10 protein-coding genes are annotated in these 12,665 nt (G+C 65.1%); 3 read left to right on the top strand and 7 right to left on the bottom strand.

The genetic code is table 11. From position 1 onward, the window contains the following. The first annotated feature begins 187 nt into the window (after positions 1-187). Positions 188-1,195, top strand: a complete 1,008-nt coding sequence (locus ABD050_RS11295) for a bifunctional helix-turn-helix transcriptional regulator/GNAT family N-acetyltransferase (RefSeq protein ID WP_343889438.1) — start codon at positions 188-190, stop codon at positions 1,193-1,195. Here the strand turns inward: ABD050_RS11295 and pepF are convergent. The 6 genes from pepF to groES all read right to left on the bottom strand — a co-directional run bounded on the left by pepF (position 1,171) and on the right by groES (position 9,271). Beyond that, positions 1,171-3,036: an oligoendopeptidase F gene (gene pepF, locus ABD050_RS11300; protein WP_343889439.1), complete on the bottom strand. Its 1,866-nt coding sequence runs from the start codon at positions 3,034-3,036 to the stop codon at positions 1,171-1,173. The genes ABD050_RS11295 and pepF overlap by 25 nt on opposite strands. 75 nt (positions 3,037-3,111) lie before the next feature. Continuing rightward, positions 3,112-4,752 (bottom strand): DUF6311 domain-containing protein, encoded by a 1,641-nt coding sequence (locus ABD050_RS11305; protein WP_343889440.1) that lies wholly within the window; start codon positions 4,750-4,752, stop codon positions 3,112-3,114. 36 nt (positions 4,753-4,788) lie between these two features. Beyond that, a complete protein-coding gene (locus tag ABD050_RS11310) occupies positions 4,789-6,450 on the bottom strand; it encodes a DUF6311 domain-containing protein (protein ID WP_343889441.1) in 1,662 nt (553 codons plus the stop codon). A 31-nt stretch (positions 6,451-6,481) separates the two neighbouring features. Next, entirely contained in the window at positions 6,482-7,066 is a 585-nt protein-coding gene (locus ABD050_RS11315) for a glutathione S-transferase N-terminal domain-containing protein (RefSeq protein ID WP_343889442.1), read from the bottom strand. 233 nt (positions 7,067-7,299) lie between these two features. Beyond that, entirely contained in the window at positions 7,300-8,946 is a 1,647-nt protein-coding gene (gene groL / locus ABD050_RS11320; protein WP_343889443.1) for a chaperonin GroEL, read from the bottom strand. 37 nt (positions 8,947-8,983) lie between these two features. Beyond that, the gene (gene groES / locus ABD050_RS11325; RefSeq protein WP_343889444.1) at positions 8,984-9,271 is read right to left on the bottom strand and encodes a co-chaperone GroES; all 288 of its coding nucleotides are present in this window, start codon (positions 9,269-9,271) and stop codon (positions 8,984-8,986) included. Between the two features lie 221 nt (positions 9,272-9,492). Between groES and sppA the strand changes: the two genes are divergently transcribed. Together sppA and ABD050_RS11335 are read left to right on the top strand one after the other, a co-directional pair. Next, positions 9,493-11,376 carry a signal peptide peptidase SppA gene (gene sppA / locus ABD050_RS11330; protein ID WP_343889445.1) on the top strand — a complete coding sequence of 628 codons (1,884 nt, stop codon included), beginning with the start codon at positions 9,493-9,495 and terminating at the stop codon, positions 11,374-11,376. After that, positions 11,373-11,933 carry a GNAT family N-acetyltransferase gene (locus ABD050_RS11335; protein WP_343889446.1) on the top strand — a complete coding sequence of 187 codons (561 nt, stop codon included), beginning with the start codon at positions 11,373-11,375 and terminating at the stop codon, positions 11,931-11,933. The genes sppA and ABD050_RS11335 overlap by 4 nt, the downstream gene beginning before the upstream one ends. 357 nt (positions 11,934-12,290) lie before the next feature. Here the strand turns inward: ABD050_RS11335 and ABD050_RS11340 are convergent, their stop codons facing one another. After that, complete coding sequence (locus tag ABD050_RS11340; protein ID WP_343889447.1) at positions 12,291-12,545, bottom strand: hypothetical protein; 255 nt, start codon at positions 12,543-12,545, stop codon at positions 12,291-12,293. Positions 12,546-12,665: the final 120 nt, after the last annotated feature.

Raw genomic sequence — 12,665 nt, forward strand, 5'->3', positions numbered from 1 at the left:
TGCTGATCCTGCCGCGCGGCCGCAGCCAGGAAGTCAAGAAGCTGATTGAGGCAATGAAGGCGTAGCAACGCCTTTGCCGCGTCGGCAACAGCGCGTCACAGCCAGTGATCAAATTGCCTTCATTATCGGCGGCTTGCATATTACATATCAGGTTATATAACGCATTATGTAAATCGATGGAGGAAGCATGGCAGGCGACATCATCGTTGAACGGGAACATCTGTTTCTCGGCAGCCGGCTGAAGCGGCTGGCAGAACGGATGCAGGGCGACGTAGCGCGCGTCGTGGCGGCAAGCGGGTTGCCGATCCAGCCGGGCCAATATCCGCTGCTCGCGACGCTCGATCTCCACGGCCCGCTGACGGTGAGCGAGATGGTCGAGGCGCTCGGCGTGAGCCAGCCCGGCGTTACCCGCAACCTTTCGCGGCTCGTCGCTCTCGGCCTGGTCGAAACGACCCGCGCGCACCGCGATCAACGACAGAAGACGATGTCGCTCACCGAAGCGGGCAAGGCGGCAATAGCGCGCTCGAAGCGCGAGGTTTGGCCGCAGGTCGAGAATGCCGTGATCGATCTGTGTACCGGGCTCTCGGGAAGCCTGTTCGATCAGATCGCAGCGATCGAGCGAGCGCTCGAGCAGGCGCCGCTCGACCGGCGAACTATAGCCCGGCAGATGGGCGGGCTATCAATCCGCGAATTCTCCGACGATCTGGCCGGCGCTTTCCACGACATCAACGCCGAATGGATCGAGGCGATGTACCGGATGGAAGAGGCCGATCGCGACGTGCTGTGCAACCCGCGGGCACGCATCGTCGATGCAGGCGGCACCATCCTGTTCGTCGAGGCGGCCGATCTCGGATTGATCGGCACCTGCGCCTTGCGGAAGACCGGTGAAGCGCAGTTCGAGCTGACCAAGATGGGAGTCCGCGAAAGCGCACGCGGGCGCAAGGCCGGCGAATTCCTGCTCGCGGCGATCATCGAACGCGCCCGGGCGATGGGGGCGGAGAAGCTCTATCTGCTGTCCAACGCGAAGAGCGCGGCCGCCATCCATCTCTACGAAAAGCTCGGCTTCGTGCATGACGAGGGCGTGATGCGCGACCATGGCGCGCGCTACCAACGCTGCGATATCGCGATGCTGTACCGGCCGGATCTCGCCGGCCGGTCGCACGCGCTGGCTCAGCCCATCAGCGCCTCGGCCTGATCGAGCGTATCCTTGAAGGTCGCGACGATCGCCTGGTAGGGCGCGGGCCCCGCCATATCGAGCCCTGCGCGCTTCAGGATTTCGACTGGATAATCCGATCCGCCAGACTTCAGCACGGTCAGATAATTGTCTCGTTCCTTCGCGCCGCCCTTCAGGATCGAGCGCGCGAAATAGGACGCTGCCGAGATGCAGGTGGCGTATTGATAGACATAGAAGCTCGAATAGAAATGCGGGATATAGGCCCATTCAGCCGCATAGGCCGGGTCGATCGCGACCTTCGGGCCGTGATAGCGCGTGAGCAGGTCGAGATAGACCGCCGTCAGCTTCTCGCCCGACAAGCCCTCGCCCGCTTCGGCCTTGTCGTGCACGGCGAGCTCGAACTCGGCGAACATCGCCTGGCGATAGAAGGTGCCGCGGATCGCTTCGAGCTGCTGGCCGAGATAGAAGAGCTTCTCCTCCTTGGATTTTGCCTGCCTGACCATATAGGCGGCGAGGAGCTGCTCGTTGCAGGTCGAGGCGATCTCGGCGAGGAAGATCGGATAATCGGACTTGTCGTAGAGCTGGTTCTTGTTGGCGAGCAAGGTGTGCATCGCATGGCCCCATTCGTGCGCGAAGGTGGTCATGCCCTCATAATTCTCGCCGAGATTGAGCAGCAGATAGGGGTGGACGTCATAGGACGCCCCCGGGTTCATATAGGCGCCCGATTTCTTGCCGGGGCGCGGCAGCGGGTCCATCCATTTGCCCGCGGTCGCCTTGGCGAACATCGCGCCATATTCCGGGCCGAGCGGCTTCAGCGCCTCGATCACGATCGGGCGCATCTCGGGAACCGTCACTTTCTTGTCCAGCTGAACCAGCGGCGGATAGATGTCGTAATAGGCCATGTCGGGCAGCTTGAGCAGGCGCCGGCGAAGCTCGAAATAGCGATGCAACTCGGGCAGGCCCTGGTTGGTCTCGCTCACCAGCGTGCGATAGACCGCCTCGGGGACATTGTTTCCCGACAGGTACATGGCGAGCGAGGTCGGGTACTTCCGCGCCTTCTTGCGAAAGATGTCGGCCTTCACATGGCTGAGATAGGCGGCGCCGAGCGAGCTCTTGAACGCGCCATATTCAGCCCAGAACGTGTCGAACACGAGCTTGCGGTCGGCGCGGTTCGGGGCGTCGCGGTTGAGCGTATAGGCCTGATCGTCGAGCCGGACCTTCTTGCCGGTCGACAAGGTCACGGTCGGCCAGGGAATGTCGGACGCAACCAGTTGCTCGCGAATGTCGCGCGCGCCGGCAAAGGGCGCCGACGTGCCGGCCAGCAGGATCTCGCCCTCGGGCGACAGGGTATGTTCCGCCTGGCGGACGATATCGGCGAGATAGAAGTCGAACCGCGACTTGAGCACCTGGTTCGAGGCGACAAAAGCATCGATCTTGGCTGCGCCGAGCGCCAGCAGTTCCGGAGCGATCCACGATGTCGCCTCGCTGAGCGCCGTGTACATGTCGGTCGCCTGGGCCTGCTTCTCCTGGTTCGCGGCGACGCGAAGATCGGCATCGGCCTTCAGGCTGATATAGGTGAAGATGCGGCTGGCGGTGCGGCCGAGATCGGACTGAGCGACCAAAGCAGCCGCAAGCGTATCCGCGCTGCTGCCGAGCGTGCCCTTGTATTTCAGCAGGCCCGGGATGTCGGCCAGCATCTTCTTGCGGGCGGCATCCCAGGCCGCGTCGTCGGGATAGATGTCGCTCAGGTCCCATGCCGCTCCAGTGGTGGTTGCCGCGTCCTGCGCCCAGGCGGGCATGGCGGCGGCAAGCGTGGCGACAGTGGTGGCGGCAAGCGCCTCGCGGCGGGTGAGGCTGGTCATAGGAGTTCCCCCAATGGCGTGATGCGCGCATCTTGTCGCGCTTCGCCATCGAGCGAAAGGGGGTGTGTGACTATTCTAATGCACCGCCGTCTTCTGCGGTGGGGCTGCCGGGAGGATGATCCATGTCCCGTCGAGCATGATCACCCGTCCTCTCGCTGTGGGCGGCGCGGCGGCGCCGGGCAGCAGGACGTAGAGCCGTCGGGGATCCAGGTCGCCGGCCAGGAAACGGGCATGCTCTCCGGCAAGGCGCGCTGCCGTCCGCGTGTCGATGCGCGAGGTGGTGGAGACCCGCAAGGGCTTGCCGATCGAGACAGCGCGCCACGCGACTTCCTCGAACAGCTGCCGATCAAGCATCGGGTCGGCCGGCTCGAACGTGATGTCGTGCGCTGCCGCAATCGCCGGCTGCCACCGTGGATCGAGCGTGCGAACATAGAGACGGTGGCGATCCGCCTCCGCCGTCTGCGCGCGCACCACGCCAGCCATCGGCGCGATGTCGATCGCCTGGACGAGAAGCAGGATCGCAAGAACCGTGGCCGCTCGCTTCTTGCCCAGCCGGTACACGGCGAGGATGGCGATCAGCACCAGCGTGTAGGCGATCGGCCAGAACAGGCGGCCCGAAGCCCGCACCAGATCGAGGAGCGGGGCGAGGGCGCCCGGCAAAGGCAGGCGCGGCAGGCGGTGCCCGGCGATGTCGGGGAAGTTGCTGATCGCGAGCAGCAGCAGCACGGCGTAGGCCGGAAGCAGCCAGCGGAGTCGGCGCAGCACGTCGCCTTCGGATGGCGCAGGCGGGAACCGGCGCGCGATGACGAACGCCGCGCCGAGCAGCAGCAGGATGCCGACGCCGAGATATTGGAAACCTTCATAACCGCGCCCCTCGCGCTGGGGGATGGCCGGCAGGATTGTATGATATCCCGGGTTTGCCGGGTTCCACAGCGCGTCGAGCGGCATGGCGAAGGCGCCGTAGCTGTCTGTCACGACGAACGACCCGCCGCCACCGTGAAGCACGCCGAGCAAGGCCACCATGACCAGGACGACCACCGCGCCGCCGGCGATCCGGAGTCGCTCACGCCTGGCGGCCGCGCCGCGCACCGCGGCGAAGCCCTGGAACAGCGCGCTCGCCCAGATCGCGGCTACCATCAGCAGGAGATAGACATGGACCAGCGCCGCGATCGCGATCAGCGGCACCCACCAGCGAAGGCGCGTGGCGCGTTTCGGATCAGCGAAGATCCACAGGGCGCACAGGATCATCCAATGCGCGAACAGGTTCGGGTGGACATAGCGGTGGAACCAGGTCGGCAGCACGCACAACAAGGCAACGCCGCACCAGAGCGCGGCGAATCCGGGGGCATGGCGGCGCAGCAGCGCCCAGGCGAACAGCGCCTGGAGAAAGCAGCATGTCAGCAACCACGCGCCCAGGAGCTGCGTGTCGGCCGGCAACAGCGGCGCGAAGGGTTTGGCCAGCAGCCCCAATAGCGGATTGCTGTCCGTGAAGAGCAGGCTCGTCCCCTCGGGCGTGTTCAACAGGCTGGTGCGCGGCGACCAGCCGGCGGCCTGGTCGTGCAGCCAGGCGTGCATGCCAAGCGCGTTCTCGCCGAGATCGGCGCCGCGGAGCACCCAGCCGGCATTGCCGATATCGAGAATCGCCGGATGGAAGAGCGCAAGGAAGATTGCCGCCGGAATGAGGGCGAGAAGCAGGCAGTGGATTGCGCGGCGCATGAGGATCCGCTTCGCACGGCGGTGGCAAGGATATGGTTAACGTGCGCCGGGCGCGATGACTGATACGCCGTCGAGCCTGGTCACCCGGTTCGCAAGCGCCGGCGGCACCTCGCCGTCGAGCAGGACATAGAGCCGGCGCGAATCGACCTGCCCCATGGTGAAGGCGGCTGCGTCGTTTGCCAGGCGCCGCTTGACCGCGACCGGCTCGCGCGACGCGTAGAAATAGCGGACCGGCTTGCCGGCCACGATCGCCCGCCAGGTGACTTCCTCGAGAAGCGCGAGATCGCGATAGGGCTCGGGCGGCTCGAACTCGATCATGTCGGCGCGGGCGATCAGCGCATCCCAGCGCGGGTCGAGCGTGCGGCGATAGGGCCGCGTCGCGGCCGCGGCGCCGCCGCTTGCACGTGCCGAGGCGAACAGGGGCGCGAGGTCGACGATCTGGAGCAGCAGCGCGCCGCCAAGCACCAGCGTCCCGAACCGGATCCGCCCGACGGTGGCGATCGCCGCAAAGACGATGACATAATCGACCGGCCAGAACATGCGGCCTGCCGCCCGGATCGGATCGAGCAACCGCGGCATCGCCTCGGGCATCGGCAGCGTCGCCAGGATCTGCCCGCGCCAGATGAGATGCGGCATCAGCGCGATCAATGTCAGCACCGCAAAGGCCGGCACCAGCCAGACCAGCCGCCCGAGCGCCGCATCGTCCCCGCGCGCGGGGCGGTAGCGAAACCGGCAGACCAGCGCAGTGGCGGCGAGCGCGAGCAGCCCCGCGCCGAGATAGTTCATCCCCTCGAGCCTTTGCGAGCCATTGAGTGCAGTGGCCGGCAGCAGCGCCGAGTAATGGGGATCGTTCGGGTTCCAGAGGGCATCGAGCGCCATCGAAAAGCCGCCATAGCCCCCGGTCGCCATGACCGGCGACCCCGCCAGCCCGAGCAGAAGCGGCAGGACCAGAAGTGGCGCCACGACCAGCGCGACATCGCTGATCATCCGGACGCGCGCGCGCATGTCCGGCGCCAGCACGAACGCCCGCATCATTGCGCTCGCCCAGATCGCCGAGACCATCACCAGCAGATAGGGATGGATCAGCGTGGCGGTGACGATCACTGCCACCCACCAGCCGGCCTGGCGCGACCGTTTCGCGTCGATGAAGACCCACAGCGCCCACAGGATCAGCCATTGGGCGCAGAGATTCACATGGCCGAAGCGCGCCAGCAATACCGGCATCAGCGTCATCAGCGCTGCGCCGATCCAGGTGGCGAGCGGGTTTGGCGTGAAGCGGCGCAGCAGGGCAGCGGCAAAGCCGGTGTGAAGCAGGATGCATGCGAACAGCCACAGGCCGAATAGCTGGATGCCGACCGGCAACACTGCTGCAAAGGGGCGGAGCAGCAGTCCGAGCAGCGGGTTGCTGTCGGTCAGCGCGAGCGGCAGGCCTTCGGGCGCCATCAGCATCGGCGAATGGAGCGACGGCCAGGGTGGGGCCGCGCGCAGATAGGCGGCGAGGCCGATCGCGTTCTGGCCATGATCGTTTCCGTCGAGCAGCCACGCCACCCGGGTCGGATCGAGCACCGCCAGATTCATCCAGCTCGCGAAGATGGCGATGCTGATCGCGAGCCAGGGCAGAACCCAGAGCAGCAGGGCGCGCCTCGTCCTCGGGCCGAGAACGAGCGTCTTCGGCCCTTCGGGCGTCGCTATCGCCATTGGCTATCGGGTCAATCAGCGGCCGCGCGGATCAGATCAGGCCTTCATGCTTCATCGCCGTCTGCACCGCCGGGCGCGCCATCATCCGGGCCAGAAAGGCGGGCAGGGGCTCGGGGATCGTCACGCCATTCTTGCGCGCCCATAGCAGCATCACGAACAGATAGGCGTCGGCGACGCTCATGTCGGCGCCGAACAGATAGTCGCCCTGCAAGGTACCGGCGAGCCAGGTAAGGCGCTTGGTGATCATCTCGCCCGCCTTTGCCTTGTCCTCGTCGCTGGCGCCGGCAAAATAGGGTTTGTAATTCTTGTGGAGCTCAGACGAGATGAAGGCGAGCGCCTCGAGCAGGCGCGTGCGGCCCATCGCGCCGCCGGGTGCGAGTTGCGGCGCCTGCTCGGCGATCCAGCTCAGCATCGCGATGTTCTCGGTCACCATTTCGCCGTCGTCGAGACGGAGTGCCGGCACATAGCCCTTGGGATTGATCGCCCAGAAATCCTCGCCGGTCTCGGTCTTCTTGGCCTTCAGGTCGACCTTCTCGCAATCGAAGGAAAGGCCGGCTTCGTGCAGGGCGATATGGTCGGCGAGGCTGCAGGCGCCGGGGGAATAATAGAGCTTCATCGGCTGTCTCCTTGTCTCGCATTCCCTAGGTCAGCGCGCGGGGAAAACAAAGGGCCGGGGGATCGCTCCCCCGGCCCTTCGATGTTCCAGCCAGTCGGCTGGGCAGTTCCGGAATTCCGGCACGGGCAAAGCCCGCGCTTTCGTCGGACGGGTTCGGCGGCTTGCCGCCGACCCGCCGTCCGTCCTCGGGCGAGTCCTGATCCAGCTTGCGCTGGCTCAGGCCGCCCTCCGGATCAGAAGTCCATGCCGCCCATGCCGCCCATGCCGCCGCCGCCGCCCATGGGCATGGCAGGCTTGTCTTCCGGCAGCTCGGACACGGCCGCTTCGGTCGTGATGAGCAGGCCCGAGACCGAGGCCGCGTCCTGGAGGGCAGTGCGGACGACCTTGGTCGGGTCGATCACGCCGCTCTCGACGAGGTTCTCATACTGGTCGGTCTGCGCATTGAAGCCGAGCGTCGGGTCGTTGCCGTCGAGCAGCTTGCCCGAGATCACCGCACCGTCATGGCCCGCATTCGCCGCAATCTGGCGAACCGGCGCGTAGAGCGCCTTGCGGACGATATCGATGCCGCGGGTCTGGTCGTCGTTCGCGCCCTTCATGCCCTCGAGCGCCTTGGTGGCATAGAGGAGAGCCGTGCCGCCGCCGGGGACGATGCCCTCTTCGACAGCCGCGCGGGTCGCGTGGAGAGCGTCGTCGACGCGGTCCTTGCGCTCCTTGACCTCGACTTCGGTCGAACCGCCGACCTTGATCACGGCAACGCCGCCGGCGAGCTTGGCAAGACGCTCCTGGAGCTTCTCCTTGTCGTAATCGCTGGTGGTGTTCTCGATCTGCTGGCGGATCGCGTCGGTGCGGCCCTTGATCGCGTCATGGTCGCCAGCACCATCGACGATGGTGGTGTTGTCCTTGTCGATCGTGACGCGCTTGGCGGTGCCGAGCATGCCGATCGTGACGCTCTCGAGCTTGATGCCGAGATCCTCGGAGATCATCTCGCCCTTGGTCAGGATCGCGATGTCCTCGAGCATCGCCTTGCGGCGATCGCCGAAGCCAGGCGCCTTGACGGCTGCGACCTTGAGGCCGCCGCGCAGCTTGTTGACGACGAGCGTGGCGAGAGCCTCGCCCTCGATGTCCTCGGCGATGATCAGGAGCGGACGGCCCGACTGAACTACGGCTTCCAGGATCGGGAGCATCGCCTGCAGGTTCGAGAGCTTCTTCTCGTGGATCAGGATGTACGGATCGTTGAGTTCGACCGACATCTTCTCCGGGTTGGTGATGAAGTAGGGCGAGAGATAGCCGCGGTCGAACTGCATGCCTTCGACGACGTCGAGCTCGAACTCGAGGCCCTTGGCTTCCTCGACGGTGATCACGCCTTCCTTGCCGACGCGCTCCATCGCTTCAGCGATCTTCTCGCCGACGACGGTGTCGCCGTTTGCCGAGATGATGCCGACCTGGGCGATTTCCTTGGTGCCCGAGACGGGCTTGGAACGTGCCTTGAGGTCCTTGACGACTTCGATGACCGCGAGGTCGATGCCGCGCTTCAGGTCCATCGGGTTCATGCCGGCGGCCACCGACTTCATGCCCTCGCGCACGATCGCCTGGGCGAGAACGGTCGCGGTGGTGGTGCCGTCACCGGCGACGTCGTTGGTCTTCGAGGCCACTTCGCGCAGCATCTGCGCACCCATGTTCTCGAACTTGTCCTTGAGCTCGATCTCCTTGGCGACGGTAACGCCGTCCTTGGTGATGCGCGGCGCGCCGTAGGACTTGTCGATCACGACGTTGCGGCCCTTGGGGCCGAGCGTGACCTTCACTGCGTCGGCGAGAATGTCCACGCCACGCAGAATGCGCTCACGCGCGTCACGCGAAAACTTGACGTCTTTCGCTGCCATTTTGATGTTCCTCTATCTGTAAAAACGGAAAAGAAAGTTAGCCGACGATCCCAAGGATATCGGACTCTTTCATGATCAGCAGGTCTTCACCGTCGATCTTCACCTCGGTGCCGGACCATTTGCCGAACAGGATCTTGTCGCCGGCCTTGACGTCCAGCGGCGTGATCGTGCCGTCCTCGGCGCGAGCGCCCGAACCGGCAGCGACGACTTCGCCTTCCTGCGGCTTTTCCTTGGCGGTTTCCGGGATGATGATCCCGCCTGCAGTCTTCTCTTCCGCCTCTACCCGGCGAACGAGGACGCGGTCGTGCAACGGACGAAAGTTCATGCGCGCTTGTCCCTTCTGATGGTGTTCATGAAATCGTTGTTAGCACTCACGGGGAGTGAGTGCCAGCGCTGTGCATATGAGTTCGCGGTGGTGGTTCGTCAACCGGCAGCGCTGCGTATTTCGGGAAAAACGCCCGGGATGCGACGCCGGTACGGAAGTTTACTCGTGCAACCGCATGCTCTAGCGTCGCTCTCGTAACCGCATGAGCAGGGGACGTTTAAGTGAAGCTGGTTCGCGGCGCCTGGAAGATTCTCGTCGGCATCAAGGACGCGCTCGTCCTCATTGCCATGCTGCTGTTCTTCGGCCTGTTGTTCGGCGCCCTCTCGGCCAAGCCGAGCCCCGCCTCGATCCATGACGGGGCGTTGCTGCTCAGGCTCGACGGCCAGATCGTCGAGCAGCCCGAGGAGGCCGATCCCTTCGCGGCGCTCGGCGGCGGTGCCTCGGTCCACCAGTTTCGCCTGCGCGACCTGGTTCGCTCGCTCGAAAAGGCGAAGGGCGATTCCCGCGTGAAGGCGGTCGTGCTCGATCTCGACTCCTTCGGCGGCGGCTATCCGGCGGCGGTCGACGAGGTCGCCAACGCAATCCGCGCCGTGCGGGATAGCGGCAAGCCGGTGCTTGCCTATGCTACCTCCTATACCGATTCAGGCTATCGCCTCGCCGCCAATGCCAGCGAAGTGTGGATGAGCCCGATGGGCGGCACCCTGTTCATGGGCCCGGGCGGATCGCAGCTTTACTACAAGGGCCTGATCGACAAGCTCGGCGTCAACGCCCATGTCTACCGGGTCGGCAAGTACAAGTCCTATGTCGAGCCCTATACCCGCACCGAGGCTTCGCCCGAGGCGAAGGAAGAGGTCGTCAAGCTCTACAGCGTGATCTTCTCGCAGTGGCAGGAGGCGATCCACAGGGCGCGGCCCAAGGCCAGATTCGCCGATTTCCTGAGCAAGCCCGATCAGGTGATCGCCGCCGCACGGGGCGATATCGCCAAGGCCAATCTCGATGCGGGGCTGGTCGACAAGCTCGGCACGCGGCTCGATTTCGGCAAGCGCGTGGCGGAGATCGCCGGCTCCGACAGCAACAAGCCCGCGGGCACCTTCAGCTCGATCAAATATGAGACCTATGTCGACGCCAATCCGCTGCCGACCGACGGCGACGCGATCGGCGTGCTGACCATCGCCGGCGATATCGTCGACGGCAAGTCGAAGGGCGGCAATGTCGGCGCCGACACGGTCGACAAGGCATTGCTCCAGGGCCTCGCGAAGAAGAAGCTGAAGGCGCTGGTGGTGCGGATCGACTCGCCCGGCGGCTCGGCGCTCGCCTCGGAGGATATGCGCCGCGCGATCATGGAGGCGAAGGCGCAGAAGCTGCCGGTCGTCATCTCGATGGGCAGCCTGGCCGCCTCGGGCGGCTATTGGGTGTCGACCGCGGGCGATGTGATCTTCGCCCAGCCGACCACGATCACCGGGTCGATCGGCATTTTCGGCATCATCCCGACCTTCGAGAACACGCTGAAGAAGATCGGCATCACTACGGACGGGGTGAAGACAACGCCGCTCTCCGGCCAGCCCGATGTGGTGGGCGGTACCAACGCCCAGACCGACGCGATCTTCCAGGCGGGCATCGAGAACGGCTATCGCGAGTTCGTCACCCGGGTGTCGCAGGCGCGCAAGCTCAGCCCGGCGCGGGTCGACGAGATCGGCCAGGGTCGCGTCTGGGACGGCGGTACTGCCCACCAGATCGGGCTGATCGACCGGTTCGGCGGCCTGAAGGACGCGATCGACGAAGCGGCGCGCCGCGCAGGCCTCAAGCCCGAAAACGTTCATGCCGAATATCTCGAGAAGAAGCCCGGCTGGTTCGCCAAGCTGGTCGAGCGGCTCGGCCGGTCCGACGATGACGACGATTCAGTCGATCAGGGCAGCGACGCCTTCACCCGGATCGCGCTCGAGCGCCGTGCCATGTTCGCCCGCGCGCTGGGTGACGTGAAGCGGATCGGCACTGGCGCGGCGATCCAGGCGCGCTGCCTCGAATGCGATGCGCTGGGCGGCGGCATGGCCTCAAGGTCGGACGTCAAGTTGATGGACTTCATCCTGGCGCGCGCGGCCCAATGATCGCTATCCGTGCGGCCCGGCCCGAAGACGCGGCGGCGATCGCCGCCATCTATGCGCCCTATGTCGAAACCGGCACCGTCTCGTTCGAACTCGAGCCGCCCGATGCCCGGGCGATGCGGGCGCGGATGGCGGCATCCGAAGGGCTCTACCCCTGGCTGGTGGTGACCAATGGCGACGAGGCGGGCGGCGTGCTCGGCTATGCCTATGCGACCAAGTTCCGCGACCGGCCGGCCTATCGCTACATCGTCGAGACCTCGGTCTATCTCGCCAGCGGGACTCAGGGACAGGGCAATGGCCGCCAGCTCTACAAGGCGCTGGTTGACACGCTTCGCGCGCAGGGCTTCACCCATGCGATCGGCGCGATCGCGCTGCCCAACGACCATTCGATCCGGCTCCACGAATCGGTCGGCTTCCGTCGCACCGGCGTGTTGCGCGAGGTCGGCTACAAGCAGGGCCGCTGGATCGATGTCGGCTTCTGGCAATGCGTCCTCAACCCGGCGACCATCCCGCCGATGGAGCCGAGGCCGTTCAACGAGGTCGGCCTGATCCGCGATTAGGGCGCCTGGAGGCTGATCGAAGGCGAGTCGGGTCCAACAAAGACAAGGTTGCGCCGCTGTTCCTTGCTGTTGTCGCGAAAATCTTTTTTCGCGCGCTGTTATGTTGGAGTTTTGGCCGAAATTTATGGCCTGGTTTCAGATGGTTACGATCAATCCCGCTGTTATCGAATAACAGCGGGATATCAGCGGAATAACAGCGAGATTATCAGCGGGCGCGCCCGCTGTTCCGCCGCGGAACAGCAAGCGGTGATTTCCAACAGATCCACGCTGGGAAAGAGCCGGACAGGCGCCTGAGATAGCGTCCCGTCCGATCCCACCCTGCCATGCCCAGTGATCGTCTTGAATCGATGGGACACGTCACGCCCGGTGGGCGCGGACCATTTCCCTGCGATTCTGGCTGCGCTCGAGCGCATAGGTCATATCCAGCTGTTGTCGCATCCGCTGCACGCGCAGGCGGACCCGGTGCCATTTGTGCATATCGCTCCAACGGCCGTCATGTTCGGCTTCAGTGATATTGCGATCGATCGCTTCCCCGCATCCCTCGCCGATGATCATCTTCTCCCGCGCGAGGATCGCGATTTCGTCTTCCTCCCTGTCCATCTCGATCATCATCTGGCAATTCCAACGCACTTGTACATGTCAGGAAGACGAGTGCGGCGGCCCGATGTTCCGGCCATTCGTTCCTAACGCGATCCTAATGACGGGAAGCGTGCCGCAACCCGCCTGGATCGG

The organism is Sphingomonas oligophenolica, assembly GCF_039522915.1.
GTDB lineage: Bacteria > Pseudomonadota > Alphaproteobacteria > Sphingomonadales > Sphingomonadaceae > Sphingomonas > Sphingomonas oligophenolica.

Bases quoted from the DNA above. Each gene is read 5' to 3' on its own strand.
- ABD050_RS11295 (WP_343889438.1), top strand. From the start codon at position 188: ATGGCAGGCGACATCATCGTTGAACGGGAACATCTGTTTCTCGGCAGC.
- pepF (WP_343889439.1), bottom strand. From the start codon at position 3,036: ATGACCAGCCTCACCCGCCGCGAGGCGCTTGCCGCCACCACTGTCGCC.
- ABD050_RS11305 (WP_343889440.1), bottom strand. From the start codon at position 4,752: ATGCGCCGCGCAATCCACTGCCTGCTTCTCGCCCTCATTCCGGCGGCA.
- ABD050_RS11310 (WP_343889441.1), bottom strand. From the start codon at position 6,450: ATGGCGATAGCGACGCCCGAAGGGCCGAAGACGCTCGTTCTCGGCCCG.
- ABD050_RS11315 (WP_343889442.1), bottom strand. From the start codon at position 7,066: ATGAAGCTCTATTATTCCCCCGGCGCCTGCAGCCTCGCCGACCATATC.
- groL (WP_343889443.1), bottom strand. From the start codon at position 8,946: ATGGCAGCGAAAGACGTCAAGTTTTCGCGTGACGCGCGTGAGCGCATT.
- groES (WP_343889444.1), bottom strand. From the start codon at position 9,271: ATGAACTTTCGTCCGTTGCACGACCGCGTCCTCGTTCGCCGGGTAGAG.
- ABD050_RS11335 (WP_343889446.1), top strand. From the start codon at position 11,373: ATGATCGCTATCCGTGCGGCCCGGCCCGAAGACGCGGCGGCGATCGCC.
- ABD050_RS11340 (WP_343889447.1), bottom strand. From the start codon at position 12,545: ATGATGATCGAGATGGACAGGGAGGAAGACGAAATCGCGATCCTCGCG.